The sequence below is a fragment of the Actinomadura chokoriensis genome (assembly GCF_041463665.1).
Lineage (GTDB): Bacteria > Actinomycetota > Actinomycetes > Streptosporangiales > Streptosporangiaceae > Spirillospora > Spirillospora chokoriensis_A.
On record NZ_JAXCEJ010000021.1, the window covers coordinates 92,382 to 105,014 of the forward strand.

A 12,633-nucleotide genomic window follows, 5' to 3' on the forward strand; every position below is an offset into this window, starting at 1 on the left:
CTCTCACGTCAAGAGAGATAGGAAGCACCAAGCGACTCCGAGGAGCCGGACGTGACGGACCAGTCCGACCCGATGTTCGACTCGCCCACCTACCTGATGTTCGAGACGGTGCGGCTCGTCCGGCGGACCTCTGCGCGGATGTTCCCCGGCCAGCCGCGGCTACCCCACCTGCTCGTCCTGTGGTGCGTGGCGCGGTCCGGGCCGCTCTCGCAGCGCGAGGTCGCCGAGCGGCTCAGCATCGACCCCGGCGACCTGGTCGGCATCGTGGACGCGCTGGAGGAGGCCGGCCACGTCGAGCGCCGCCGCGACCCCGAGGACCGGCGCCGGTACGCGCTGGACGCCACCGAGGCCGGCCGGCTGTTCCTCGGCGAGAGCCTCGACGCGCGCGTCCGCCTCAACGAGCTCCTCTTCGAGCCGCTGTCCCCGCACGAGCGGCGGCTCTTCAGGGAGATGCTGCTGCGCGTCCTGGCCCACCACGACGACCGGTTCGCCGCGGCGCGCCGGCACACCGCCACGCGTCAGCGCGCGGAGGCACCGCAGGGTACGGAGGCTCGTCCGCGTACCGGGACGCGTCAGCGCACGGAGACGGGCTCGCTCATGCGCGACCGCGCCTCGTCGTAGCGGCCCAGGACGAGGCGGGCCGCCGCGTCGTGCGCCCCGATCGGCGCGGTCACCGCGTCGGCGCCGCACGATCGCATCCGGTCCAGGAACCGGCCGGGCGCCAGCAGGTACGACGCGACGACCACGCGTCCGGCGCCCTGCCGCCGCCGCTCCGCGACGGCCTCCTCCAGCGCGGGACCGCCCGCGGCGACGAATCCGTGCGTGACGGGCCGCCGCAGCCGCCGCGCCAGCAGCTGGACGGCGGCCCGCACGTCGGCGGCCCCCGCCGGATCGGCGGATCCCGCCGCGCCGAGGACGACGGCGTCCGTGCGGCGGGGCGGGACCCGGGTCTGCGCGCACTCCCCCAGGCGACGGGCCAGAGCCTCGGCCAGCAGCCGGTCGGGACCGAGCGGCCGGGCCGTCACCGCGCCGGGCAGCAGCCGCGCGGCGCGGTCCGGGATGTCGATCAGCGCGTGGTAGCCGCGCGCCAGCATCAGCGGCACGACGACCACGGGCCCGCCGCCCAGCCCGGCCGCGGCCTGCTCCAGCGAGGGCTCCGACAGCTCGCCGTACGCCTCCGCGACCGCCAGCCCGGGCCGCATCGCCCGGACCCGGTCGAGGAGGGCGCCGACGGCGGCGGGCCCGGCCGGGGCCCGCGTCCCGTGCGCGACGGCCAGCAGCGCCGGACGCGGGTCAGCCACCCGCGCCCGCCGCGAGCCGGTCGACGAGCCGCGGATCGCACGCCAGCCGGTAGCCGCGCTTGACGACGGTCTCCACGATCCCCGGCCTGCCGAGGCCGCGCCGCAGCCGCGCCACCGCCATCTCCACCGCGTGCTCGTCGGCCTGCGGCCGCGCCTCCCGGCCCCGGGGCACACCGTTCCCGGCCGGACGGCTCGGCAGCGCGCCGCACAGCTCCGCCCGCGACACCACGTGCCCGGGGCGCCGTGCGAGCGCTCGCAGGATCGCCATCGGCGCGGGCGCGATCGGCCGCAGCTGCCCGTCCAGCACGACGGCGTGCCCGCGCAGCTCCAGCGACGTCCCGCGCACCGACAACCGCCGCGACCGGCGCCGCGGCAGGTCCGTCACCAGGGCGCGGACGAGCGCGCCGAGCCGGGCGCGCTCCGGCTGGACGGTCGGGACGCCGTGCTCGGTGAGCGCCCGAGCGGTCACGGGCCCGACGCACGCCGCCACGACGTGGGTGCGCATGGCCTCCAGCAGGGCCTCCTCCAGCCCGTCCTCGGCGGCGACGGCCAGCGTCGCGGCGACCGCGGGCGCGCTGGTGAACGTGATCGCGTCGATCGTGCCCGCGACGGCCTGGCCGGCGAGCCGGCGCAGCGGCGACGGGTCCTCGATGCGCGACCACCGGTACACCGGGATCTCGATCACCTCGGCGCCCGCGGCGCGCAGCGCGCCGGTCAGCTCCGGCTGCCGCTCCCCGTACAGCTGGACGGCGACCCGCGCGCCCGCCAGGTCCTTGCCCAGCAGGTGCCGGGTCACCTCGGCGCAGCCCTCGGACTCCGGCGACCACGCCTCCCGGAGCCCGGCGGAGCGGATCGCGCCGCGCGCCTTCGGCCCGCGCGCCACGATCTCGGCCCCGGCGAGCCGGCCGACGAGGGCGTCCCGCAGCCCGTGCCCGTCCGCCGCCTCCAGCCACGCCCGGAACCCGATCCCCGTCGTGGCGACGACGTGGTCCAGCGGCCCTTCGGTGCACGCCCGGGTGGCCTCCAGCAGCTCGGCGTCGTCGGCGAGCGGGACCAGCCGGATGGCGGGCGCGAGCACGACCCGGGCGCCGCGCCGCTCCAGCAGCGTCGCGAGCTCCTCGTGCCGGCGGGCCGCCGTCACGCCGACGGCGAACCCGGCCAGCGGCTCACTGCCGGTGCTCATCGGGGAGCGCCACCTCCACCCGGTCCCCTGCGCGGCGGACCGGGAAGGCCGGCAGCGCCACCCTCGGATCGTCCAGGCACACCCCGGTCCGCAGGTCGAACACCTGCTTGTACATGGGGGAGGCCACGGTCGGCGTCCCGTCGCGGGTGCCGAGGATCCCGCGCGACAGCACGTAGGCGCCGCTGAACGGGTCGAGGTTCGACAGCGCGTACAGGGCGCCGTCGAAGACGCGGAAGACCGCGACCTGCGTTCCGTCCACCATCGCGCAGACACCGCGCTCGGGGATCAATCCGGCGTAGGAGCAGATGTCGAACCAGCGGGCCGCCGCCCGGCCCGCCCGGTCCCTGGCGATCGTCGCTTCGGGTGTCGTGGTCATGGTCAGATCCTCGGCACCGGCGGTTTCGCGGCTGGGTCCCCTTTGTCACCGGCGTGTTAAAAGGGACTCACTCCCACCCGGACGGCGCAGACCTTGAACTCCGGCATCCGCGACACCGGGTCCAGGGCCGGGTTCGTGAGCAGGTTCGCCCGTCCATCCCCCGCCCAGTGGAACGGCATGAAGACGGTGTCGCTGCGGATCGCGTCGGTCAGCCGCGCCCGCACGGTCACCGCGCCCCGGCGGCTCTCCACCCGCACCTCGGCGCCGTCCTCGATGCCGAGACGCTCGGCCAGGTCGGGATGCAGCTCGACGAACGGCCCCGGCGCGGCCTCCGCCAGCGCCCGCACCCGCCGGGTCTGCGCGCCCGACTGGTACTGCGCGAGGACCCGCCCGGTGGTCAGGTACAGCGGGTGGTCTTCGTCCACGTCCTCGGCCGGGCCGTGGTGCTCGGCCGGGACGAACCGGGCCCGCCCGTCCGGCGTGGGGAAACGGTCCAGGTAGGGGCGCGGAGTGCCCGGGTGGTCCGGGGACGGGCAGGGCCAGAACACCCCGCCCTCCGCCTCGATCCGCGCGTAGGTGATGCCGGAGTAGTCGGCGACGCCGCCCGCGCTCGCCCGGCGCAGCTCGCCGAACACCGTCTCCGGATCGGTGCTCCACTCCCCCGGCGCCTTCAGCCGCTCCGCGAGCGCCCCGATGATCTCCAGGTCGGTGCGGACCCCGGCGGGCGGGCGGGCGGCCCGGCGGCGGCGCAGCACGCGGCCCTCCAGGTTCGTCATCGTCCCCGACTCCTCGGCCCACTGCGCGGTCGGCAGCACGACGTCGGCGCGCCGCGCGGTCTCCGACGGGACGAAGTCGGCCACCACCAGCAGGTCCAGGGCGTCGAGCCGCTCCTCCACCTGCGCGGCGCGCGGCGCCGACACCACCGGGTTGGACCCGAACAGCAGCAGCGCCCTCGGCCCGCCGGCGGTGCCGAGCGCCGACAGCAGCTCGTGCGCCGACCGCCCCGGACCGGGCAGCACCTCCGGGTCGACGCCCCACACGGCCGCCACGTGCGCGCGGGCCGCCGGGTCGTCGATCTTGCGGTAGCCGGGGAGCTGGTCGGCCTTCTGCCCGTGCTCGCGACCGCCCTGCCCATTGCCCTGCCCGGTCAGGCACCCGTATCCGGAGCCCTCGCGGCCGGGCAGCCCGAGCACGAGCGCCAGGTTGATGAACACGCCGACCATGTCGGTGCCGCGCGCGTGCTGCTCGGCGCCCCGCGCGGTCAGCACGTGCGCGCGGCCGGCCCGGGCCAGCAGCCGGACCGCCTCCCGCATCGCGGGGACGGGGACGCCGGTGATCCGCTCGACGCGGTCCGGCCAGTACGCGTTGGCGACCGTCCGGACGGCGTCGAACCCGGTGGTCCGGGCGGCGATGTAGTCCTCGTCGGCCAGGCCCTCGGCGAGCGCCAGGTGCAGCAGCCCGTTCGCGAGGGCGATGTCGGTGCCGGGCACCGGCTGAAGGTGGAGGTCGGCCTGGCGGGCGGTGGCGGTGCGGCGCGGGTCCACCACGATGAGGGCTCCGCCGGCGTCCCGCATCTGCGCCAGGTGCCGCATGAACGGCGGCATCGTCTCGGCGGGGTTCCCGCCCGCGAGCAGGACGGCGCCGGACGCGGCCAGGTCGGTGACGGGCCCGGGCAGCCCGCGGTCCATGCCGAACGCCCGGCCGGACGCCGCCGCGGCCGACGACATGCAGAACCGCCCGTTGTAGTCGATCTGGGACGTGCCGAGCGCCAGCCGGGCGAACTTGCCGAGCTGGTAGGCCTTCTCGTTGGTCAGCCCGCCGCCGCCGAAGACCGCGACGGAGTCCGCGCCGTGCAGCGCCCGCAGCCGGGCGGCCTCGCTGGTGACGCGGTCGAGCGCCTCGTCCCAGGTGCAGGGCTCCAGCGGCGCGCCCCGGTCGCACCGCATCATCGGCGCTGTCAGCCGGTCGGGGACGGTCAGCAGCTCCGCGGCCGTCCAGCCCTTCTGGCACAACCCGCCGCGGTTGGCGGGCACGTCGTCGCGCGGCTCGATCCGCACGGCGCCCGCATCGGTGCCCGCATCGGCCTTGTGCAGGGTCATGCCGCACTGGAGGGCGCAATACGGGCAGTGCGTGGGAGTCCCGGTCATGCGCCGAGAGTCGGGGGGCGCCGTTTCGCTTGCGAGTCCCCGGTGTGACCCGGGCGTTAAATGCGCTTCACGCGGCGCGTCCACCGAGGTCAGGCCGCTGGACGGCGCACCGCTCCGAAGAATCTTGACGCGCGCGTGTCAAGCGTTGTCGATCCCTGTCATGCCCTATTCGTCATTTTTTATCCGATTACCGAACGGATTCGTGGTGGCCCGGGGATCTCACGGACGGATGCGGCCCCCGCCCCACTCCGGCCCCGATCGCCCCCCGGTGATCACGCCTAACCTCGGTACATGCCCGACCTTGCTTACTACGCCTCCCTGCCGCGCGCCCGCGGCGCCGCGGCGGCCCTGCTCCTGGACGATCTCGGGCGGGTCCTGCTGGTCAAGCCCACCTACAGCGAGGGCTGGTACCTGCCCGGCGGGGTCATCGAGGCCGACGAGTCCCCGCTGTCGGCGTGCGTGCGCGAGTGCGAGGAGGAACTCGGCCTCGTCCCGCGGCTGGACGGCCTGGCCTGCGTCGACTGGGGCTCGCCGCGCGACGACGGCGTCGACGCCGTCAACGTGTTCGTCTTCGGCGGCACGATCACCGGCGCGGAGATAGCGGCGATCCGGCTGCCGCCCGAGGAACTGTCCGACCACGTCCTCGTGGCGCCGGAGAAGATCCCCGAACTGGCCCCGCCGCACGTCTCCCGCCGGATGGACCCCAGCCTGCGGGCCATGGCCGACGGCCGCGCCGTCTACCTGGAGGACGGTCGCGCGCCGCGGTTCGGCATACCCCTCAGAACCTGACCGTCTCCCTCCTCAACCGGGACCCCTCCTGGGCCCCTCCTCAACCGGGACCCCTCCTATTCGGGGCCCCTCCTATACCGGGACCGCGTCCTGGATCTGGCGCGCGCCCTCCGGATCGGCGGCGCGTGCGCAGTGCGCGCAGCAGAAGAAGTGCCCGCCCACGTCCACGCCGTGCCCCATGATCCGGCACTGGCAGTGCTCGCAGATCGGCGCCATCTTCGTGACCGCGCACTCGAACGAGTCGAACGTGTGCACCTGGCCCTGCGCGTGCACTTCGAAGGCCATCGCGTAGTCGTTGCCGCAGACCTCACAGGTCGCCATCGGTCTCGCTCCGTTTCCCCCGCCGCTCGCGCTCACCTGCCTACCCGGCCTGCCCGGGTCTACCCCGCCTCACAGCCAGCGGGACGCGCTGTGCGGCGGAGTTATCACCGGCGTATGACCGGCCACACGCGCCCGAAACCCCGCCCTCCTACGTTCGCCTCGTCCGAACCGACCAGGGAGAGCGCCTGATGACCGTCACCACCGAAGCCGCGCGCGGGGACCGCGCCCGCCCGCCGAAGGGCCGCTGGATCGAGGACTGGCGGCCCGAGGACCCCGACTTCTGGGCGGCCGGCGGCGCGCGCGTCGCCCGCCGCAACCTGATCTACTCGATCTTCTCCGAGCACATCGGGTTCTCGGTGTGGACGCTGTGGTCGGTCCTCGTGCTGTTCCTCGGCCCCGCCTACGGCGTCGACCCGGCCGGCAAGTTCACCCTCACCGCCGTCCCCGCCCTCGTCGGCGGGGCGCTGCGCATCCCGTACACGTTCGCCGTGGCCCGGTTCGGCGGCCGCAACTGGACGATCTTCAGCGCGGCGCTGCTGCTCGTCCCGTCGGGGCTCGCCGCGTTCCTGGTCGAGCCCGGCGTCTCGTACACCACGCTGCTCGTCCTCGCGGCCGTCGCGGGCGTCGGCGGCGGCAACTTCGCGTCCTCGATGGCCAACATCAACGCGTTCTACCCGCAGCGGCTCAAGGGCTGGGCGCTCGGGATCAACGCCGGAGGCGGCAACCTCGGCGTCGCCGTCGTCCAGCTCGTCGGGCTCCTCGTCCTCGCCACCGCCGGCAAGAACCACCCCGGACTCGTCGCCGGCGTCTACATACCGCTGATCGTGCTGGCCGCCCTCGGGGCCTGGCTCCGCATGGACAACCTGGCGCACGCGCGCAACGACCGGCGGGCCATGCGGGCCGTCTGCAAGGACGCCCACACCTGGATCATGTCGGTGCTCTACATCGGCACCTTCGGGTCGTTCATCGGGTTCGGCTTCGCGTTCGGGCAGGTCCTGCAGGTGCAGTTCGCGGACGACTTCGACACCCCCGTCAAGGCCGCCTACCTGACGTTCCTCGGCCCGGCGCTCGGCTCGCTGATCCGCCCGGCCGGCGGACGGCTCGCCGACCGGCTCGGCGGCGCCGCCGTCACCTTCTGGACGTTCGTCGCGATGGCCGCGTCGGCCGGCCTCGTACTGGCCGCGTCCCTGCGCGGGTCACTGCCGCTGTTCCTCACCGGGTTCATCCTGCTGTTCGCGTTCAGCGGCGTCGGCAACGGCTCCACCTACAAGATGATCCCCGCCATATTCCGGGCCAAGGCCCGGCACGGCATCGCCGGCGGCCTCGACCCGGAGGCGGCCGAGCACGAGGCACGCCGCCTGTCCGGGGCGCTGATCGGCATCGCCGGCGCCGTCGGGGCGTTCGGCGGCGTCCTGGTCAACATCGCCTTCCGGCAGTCGTTCCTGAGCTCGGGGACCGGCGACGGCGCCTACCTCGCGTTCATCGCCTTCTACGCCGTGTGCTGCGCCCTCACCTGGCTGGTCTACCTGCGGGACCGCCCGGGGAGGCCGGAAGGCGTCTGACGGCCGGCCCGCCGCCTCGCCCGGCCGGGCCGGTCGTCGGGCTCCGGCCAGCGCGGCGACCGGCCCGAGGAGCGCAGCACCGCCTCCCACGAGTCCCCCGCCGCGAGCGGCAGGTGCGGGACGCCCCAGTGCCACGCCGAGACCAGCAGGTCGGGGTCGCGCGGCCGGTAGTCGGCGCCGGACGCGCGGGCCATGTCCCAGGCGTGCAGATGCCACTCCACGCACGCCGCGCCCGCGTGGTCGCCCACGGTGTACTTCGTGCCCCGGTAGATCAGATGGGTGCGGTCCCACATGTCCGGCAGCAGGTCGGCGTACGCCCCGGCCGACACCCCGAACGCCATGATGCGGTCGGGGCCCGGCTCGGGCGGCAGCACCGCGAGCTCGGTCGCGTTCTGCCGCGCCTGCTGCCGGATCAGCACCGCCGACGCCGCCTCCTGCGCGAACAGCGTCGCCAGCCGGCTGTCCGGCGCGTCCTGGAGGTACTCCAGGAAGTTCTCCGCGACGCACCGCAGGTGCCCGGCGAGATCGATCAGCCGCCAGTCGGCGCAGGGCGTCGGCACGTCCCAGTCGCCGGCGCCCTCCGCCAGCGCGCGGATCGCCTTCACGCCGTCCTGGTAGGAATCGAGTACGCGGCACCGGTCCGGCGGCGTGCGCTCCACGTGACATCCCCCAACGTCCAGAGCACCGTGTGCCCTCTCCGCCGGGACGCGTCCGCGCACGCAGTGGCGGCGGGCGGCGTCCCCGGCGTTCCCCGAGACGGCAGACTGTCAAAGTTCGGTGGCCGGTGCCACCCGGTGACGCTGTGTCGTCACACGTGCGGGACGGCTCAGCCGAGCGGGGCCGGAACCGTCTTGAAGCTCAGCCGGTGCGCCTCGCGGGCCGTGCGCAGCCGGTCGACCTCCTCGGTCCACGGGCGCACCGCCGGGCGCGCCTTCGCCTTGCGGTAGGCGATCTCGGCGGCGCGCCGCGCCTTGGCGTCCTGCGCGTCGGCCGAGTAGACCTTCGGGCCCATCGCGACCCGCTCGGACGCCTCGGCGGCGGCGAGCACCGAGGTCATCGCCCTGTCGAACGCGACCGTCAGCGCACGCAGCTCCGGCCCGGCGACGTCCGCGGCCTGCGCCTTGCGCAGCGCCCGCTCGGCGTCGCCGGCCGCCGCGAGCCGGTCCTCGTACTCGGCGGCCAGCCGCTGGTCGGCCTCGTACGGCTCCGCGACGTCCTTGCTCACCCGGCGGCCCAGCGGCATGGTGGTACTCCCTCGACGGTCTTCAATGCCTGATCCAGGTAAGCGTACGCGGGGTTCCGGCGTGTCGCGGCGGCGGACACCCGGCTTCGACCCTTTACGTAGTAAGGTCACGTCTCATGGTCCGGCAGCCCAGCATCAACGCCCAGCACCGCCCGCCGCTGTCCACCGAGCGGATCATCGAGGCGGCCCTGCAGATCGTGGACGGCCAGGGACTCGGCCGCCTCACGATGCGCCGCCTCGGAGACTCCCTCGAGGTCGAGGCGATGGCGATCTACCACCACCTCCCCCGCGGCAAGGAGCAGCTCCTGGACGGCCTCGTCGCGCACGTCGCCTCCGCCCCCGCCGAGGACACGCCGTCCCGGCCCTGGCAGGACGTCCTGCGCGGGTGGGCCGGCGACTACCGGGGACGCCTGATGGCGCACGCCGGGGTGCTCCCCCTCGTCGTCACCCGCCGCAACCCCGCCGCGCTCACCACCACGGTCGCGTCCCTGCGCGAGGTCATGCGGCGGGGCGGCATCGCCGAAGGCGCGGCCGCCGCTGCCGCGCACACCCTGCTCGGCTACGTGATCGGCCACACCGCCCTGGAAGTGCGCGGCACCAACGAGGACGGCGCCGACCGCGTCGTGGACTGGGAGGCGCGGTTCACCGCCGGGCTCGATCTCGTCATCGGCGGGGTGCGCTAGCCGTACTGCCCTGACTCAGCCGTCCGCTCAGCCGCCGTCCGCCCAGTCCTCCGCCCAGTCCTCCGCTCAGTCCTCCACGATGAGGATCTCCAGATGGAGGGGGCCGTGCACTCCCTCCACCCGGGCCGCCTCGATGCCGTGGGTCGCGGACGGGCCGCTGATCCAGGTGAGCGGCCGCGCCGGGTCCAGGCGCGTGACCGCCTCCGGGACCGTTCCCACGATCTGGTCGGCGTGGACCACGCACAGGTGGAAGCCGGGCACGAGCGTGAGCGCCCGCCGTCCCTGCGCGCGGCCGCCGTCCAGGACGACCGTGCCCGTCCGCGCCACCGCCACGGCGCAGCCGGTCACCACGCCGTCCACGGCCGCGAGGGCGTCGGCGTCGAGCGCCGGAGGGTCGGCGAGCACCCGGACGCCGTCCAGCTCGGCGAGCCACCCGAACGGCAGGTCCGCCGGGACGACGATCTGCTTGGCCTCCCGGCCCCACAGCGCGGCGGCCACCGCGGTGCCCAGCTCGTCCGCGCCGACGTGCCGCACCGCCGCCCGGTTGTCGGCCACCCGCTCGGTGAACAGGGCGAGGACGTCCGCCCGCGTCTGCGCCTCCGCCTCCGGCAGCCGGCGCGCGTAGCCGCGCGGCACCGGCGGATGCGTGCCGCGGGACCCGCCGAGCGCCTCGCGCACCCGCCGCAGCGTCTCCTCCCGCGCGGTCACGTCCGGCGCCCGTTCCACCAGGCGCGAAAGCTCTCCGCCGGCGGCGCCGGCAGGTCGCGGGCCTCGGTCCACTTGCCGAGCAGGCCGGGCAGCCGGCGGATCCGCCCGCCCCGCGACAGCAGCCGCGCCCACCGGGTGCCGCGCCGCAGCGCCGCCTCGTGCCGGCGCGGGTCGCCCATCGTCCAGGCCAGGCCGCGCATCAGCACCATCTCCGGCGTCGGGACCGGGCGCCGCCGCCGCGACTCGACCACCGCGCCGCGCAGGTGGACCAGCACCTCCGGAATGTCGATCTTCACCGGGCAGACGTCCGCGCAGGCGCCGCAGAGCGTGGACGCGTACGGCAGCGAGGCCATGGCCGCGCTCTCCACTCCGCGCAGCTGCGGGGTGAGGATCGCGCCGATCGGCCCCGGGTACACCGGCCCGTACGGCCGCCCGCCCGTGCGCTCGTACACGGGGCAGACGTTCAGGCAGGCCGAGCAGCGGATGCAGCGCAGCGCGGCGCGCCCGACCTCGTCGGCGAGCGCTCGGGTGCGGCCGTTGTCGAGCAGGACGAGATGGAACGCGCGCGGCCCGTCGCCCGGCGTCACTCCCGTCCAGGACGAGACGTACGGGGTCATCCGGTCGCCGGACGACGCGCGCGGAAGGAGCTGAAGGAACACCTCCATGTCATCCCACGTCGGGACGACCTTGTCGATGCCCGCGACGCAGATCAGCGTCTCCGGCAGCGTGAGGCACATCCGCGCGTTGCCCTCGGACTCCACCACCACGGCCGTGCCGGACTCGGCCACCAGGAAGTTCGCGCCGATGATCGCGACGCGGGCGCGCAGGAAACGCTCGCGCAGATGGGCGCGGGCCGCCGCGGCGAGGGCCTCGGGGTCGTCGGCCAGATCCGGCCCGGCGGCGGGCATCACGCGGCGGAACAGCTCCCTGATCTGGGCGCGGTCGCGGTGCGCGGCCGGTGACAGCAGGTGGGACGGCTCGTCCTCGCCGAGCTGGACGATCAGGTCGGCGAGCGCGGTCTCCCAGGCGGTCACGCCCATCCGGGCCAGCGCGCGGTCCAGGCCGATCTCCCGGACCGCCAGCGACGCCGACTTCACGACCTCCGTCACGTCGGCCGCCCGGACCAGGCCCGTGACGACGCGGCGCGCCTCGGCCGCGTCCGCGGCCCAGTGCACGGTGCCGCCCGCCTCGGTGACGGCCCGTTCCAGCTCCTCGAGATGGATGTCGAGGTTGCGGAGCGCGTCGTCCCCGATGGCGCGGCCGGCCTCCCGCAGGTCCTCCCAGTCGGCGGGCTCGCCGGACGCCGCGGCGGCCCGCTCGCGGAACGCCGCGGTCGCGCCGCGCAGGTTGCGGCGCAGGCCGGTGTCGGCCAGCGCGGGCCGGGCGGCGTCGGCGAACTTCGGCATCGGCAGCGGGACCGGCCCGCCCGGCGGGGCGCCGGTCACGAGGGCCCCGTCGCGGCGAGGATCTCCGCCAGGTGCATGGTCCGGACGCCGGCGCGCAGCCGGGACAGCGCCCCGCCGATGTGGGCGAGGCAGGAGTCGTCGACCGCGCACACCACGTCCGCGCCCGTGCCGCGGATGTGCCGCACCTTGTCGGCGACCATCGCGACCGACACGTCCGCGTTCTTCATCGCGAACGCGCCGCCGAACCCGCAGCACTCCCCCGCCGCGGGTAATTCGGCCAGGTCCAGGCCCCGCACCGCGCGCAGCAGCCGCCGGGGCCGGTCGCCGACCCCGAGCGTTCGGAGCGACTGGCAGGACGGGTGGTAGGTGACCCGGTGCGGGAAGTAGGCGCCGACATCGGTGACGCCCAGGACGTCGACGAGGAACTCGGTCAGCTCGTAGACGGCGATGCCCTCTGCGGCGCGGGCCAGGCCGGGGTCGCGGGACGCCCGCGCGATCCTCGGGTAGGCGTCCCGGACGGCGGCGGCGCAGGACGCCGACGGCGCGACCACGACGTCGCCGCCCTCGAACGCCCTGGTGTAGGAGCGGGCGAGGTCGGCCGCCTCGCGGTGGTAGCCGGCCGTCCAGTGGATCTGGCCGCAGCACGTCTGCCCGGGCGGGAATACCACTTCGTGGCCAAGACGTTCCAATAGGACGGTCACGGCCCTCCCCGTCTCGGGGAACAGCGCGTCATCGAAGCACGCGACGGACAACGCGACCCGCATCGGCCTCACTCCCCCTACGCCGCGACGGCGTTCCCCGCCCGCCATCGTAGGGCTTTCGCGCCCGTCGGCGTGTCGTTCTCCGGCCGATATCGCGTTGGAGGGACCCTGAGCCTGACACCTCGGAGTGAGGGTGATCACACCGTTCCGGTA

At 75.1% G+C, this 12,633-nt stretch carries 14 protein-coding genes; 4 read left to right on the forward strand and 10 right to left on the reverse strand.

All coding sequences use genetic code 11. The features are described from left to right. The first annotated feature begins 51 nt into the window (after window positions 1–51). The gene (locus SM418_RS28205; protein WP_371944047.1) at window positions 52–621 is read left to right on the forward strand and encodes a MarR family winged helix-turn-helix transcriptional regulator; all 570 of its coding nucleotides are present in this window, start codon (window positions 52–54) and stop codon (window positions 619–621) included. On the opposite strand, the gene SM418_RS28210 is transcribed toward SM418_RS28205, so the two are convergent. The 4 genes from SM418_RS28210 to SM418_RS28225 are packed head-to-tail and all read right to left on the reverse strand — an operon-like array spanning window position 573 to window position 5,007. Further along, entirely contained in the window at window positions 573–1,301 is a 729-nt protein-coding gene (locus tag SM418_RS28210; protein ID WP_371944046.1) for a sirohydrochlorin chelatase, read from the reverse strand. The two genes, SM418_RS28205 and SM418_RS28210, sit on opposite strands and share 49 nt — an antisense overlap. Beyond that, a complete protein-coding gene (locus SM418_RS28215; protein WP_371944045.1) occupies window positions 1,294–2,484 on the reverse strand; it encodes a uroporphyrinogen-III synthase in 1,191 nt (396 codons plus the stop codon). Before SM418_RS28215 ends, SM418_RS28210 begins: the two co-directional genes overlap by 8 nt. Next, window positions 2,468–2,860 carry a nitrite reductase small subunit NirD gene (nirD, locus tag SM418_RS28220; protein WP_371944044.1) on the reverse strand — a complete coding sequence of 131 codons (393 nt, stop codon included), beginning with the start codon at window positions 2,858–2,860 and terminating at the stop codon, window positions 2,468–2,470. The genes SM418_RS28215 and nirD overlap by 17 nt, the downstream gene beginning before the upstream one ends. 56 nt (window positions 2,861–2,916) lie before the next feature. Further along, the gene (locus SM418_RS28225) at window positions 2,917–5,007 is read right to left on the reverse strand and encodes a molybdopterin oxidoreductase family protein (protein ID WP_371944043.1); all 2,091 of its coding nucleotides are present in this window, start codon (window positions 5,005–5,007) and stop codon (window positions 2,917–2,919) included. A 291-nt stretch (window positions 5,008–5,298) separates the two neighbouring features. Here SM418_RS28225 and SM418_RS28230 point away from each other — a divergent pair, with 291 nt between their 5' ends. After that, window positions 5,299–5,796 carry an NUDIX domain-containing protein gene (locus tag SM418_RS28230; RefSeq protein WP_371944042.1) on the forward strand — a complete coding sequence of 166 codons (498 nt, stop codon included), beginning with the start codon at window positions 5,299–5,301 and terminating at the stop codon, window positions 5,794–5,796. 72 nt (window positions 5,797–5,868) lie between these two features. Here the strand turns inward: SM418_RS28230 and SM418_RS28235 are convergent, their stop codons facing one another. Next, window positions 5,869–6,117 carry a metallothionein gene (locus tag SM418_RS28235; RefSeq protein ID WP_371944041.1) on the reverse strand — a complete coding sequence of 83 codons (249 nt, stop codon included), beginning with the start codon at window positions 6,115–6,117 and terminating at the stop codon, window positions 5,869–5,871. 188 nt (window positions 6,118–6,305) lie between these two features. Between SM418_RS28235 and SM418_RS28240 the strand changes: the two genes are divergently transcribed. Further along, window positions 6,306–7,679 (forward strand): nitrate/nitrite transporter, encoded by a 1,374-nt coding sequence (locus SM418_RS28240; RefSeq protein ID WP_371944040.1) that lies wholly within the window; start codon window positions 6,306–6,308, stop codon window positions 7,677–7,679. On the opposite strand, the gene SM418_RS28245 is transcribed toward SM418_RS28240, so the two are convergent. Continuing rightward, the gene (locus SM418_RS28245; RefSeq protein ID WP_371944039.1) at window positions 7,640–8,338 is read right to left on the reverse strand and encodes a maleylpyruvate isomerase N-terminal domain-containing protein; all 699 of its coding nucleotides are present in this window, start codon (window positions 8,336–8,338) and stop codon (window positions 7,640–7,642) included. The two genes, SM418_RS28240 and SM418_RS28245, sit on opposite strands and share 40 nt — an antisense overlap. A 167-nt stretch (window positions 8,339–8,505) precedes the next feature. After that, window positions 8,506–8,922: a plectin gene (locus SM418_RS28250; protein WP_371944038.1), complete on the reverse strand. Its 417-nt coding sequence runs from the start codon at window positions 8,920–8,922 to the stop codon at window positions 8,506–8,508. Window positions 8,923–9,038: 116 nt separating this feature from the next. On the opposite strand from SM418_RS28250, the gene SM418_RS28255 reads away from it, so the two are divergent. Then, a complete protein-coding gene (locus SM418_RS28255) occupies window positions 9,039–9,605 on the forward strand; it encodes a TetR family transcriptional regulator (protein ID WP_371944037.1) in 567 nt (188 codons plus the stop codon). A 66-nt stretch (window positions 9,606–9,671) separates the two neighbouring features. Here SM418_RS28255 and SM418_RS28260 read toward each other — a convergent pair whose 3' ends face one another. Genes SM418_RS28260 through SM418_RS28270 form a run of 3 tightly spaced genes read right to left on the reverse strand, consistent with a single transcriptional unit; the run spans window position 9,672 to window position 12,483 of the window. Then, entirely contained in the window at window positions 9,672–10,313 is a 642-nt protein-coding gene (locus SM418_RS28260; RefSeq protein ID WP_371944036.1) for a LutC/YkgG family protein, read from the reverse strand. After that, entirely contained in the window at window positions 10,310–11,719 is a 1,410-nt protein-coding gene (locus tag SM418_RS28265) for a lactate utilization protein B (protein ID WP_371944120.1), read from the reverse strand. The genes SM418_RS28260 and SM418_RS28265 overlap by 4 nt, the downstream gene beginning before the upstream one ends. A 35-nt stretch (window positions 11,720–11,754) precedes the next feature. Beyond that, a complete protein-coding gene (locus SM418_RS28270; RefSeq protein ID WP_371944035.1) occupies window positions 11,755–12,483 on the reverse strand; it encodes a (Fe-S)-binding protein in 729 nt (242 codons plus the stop codon). Window positions 12,484–12,633 lie beyond the last annotated feature (150 nt).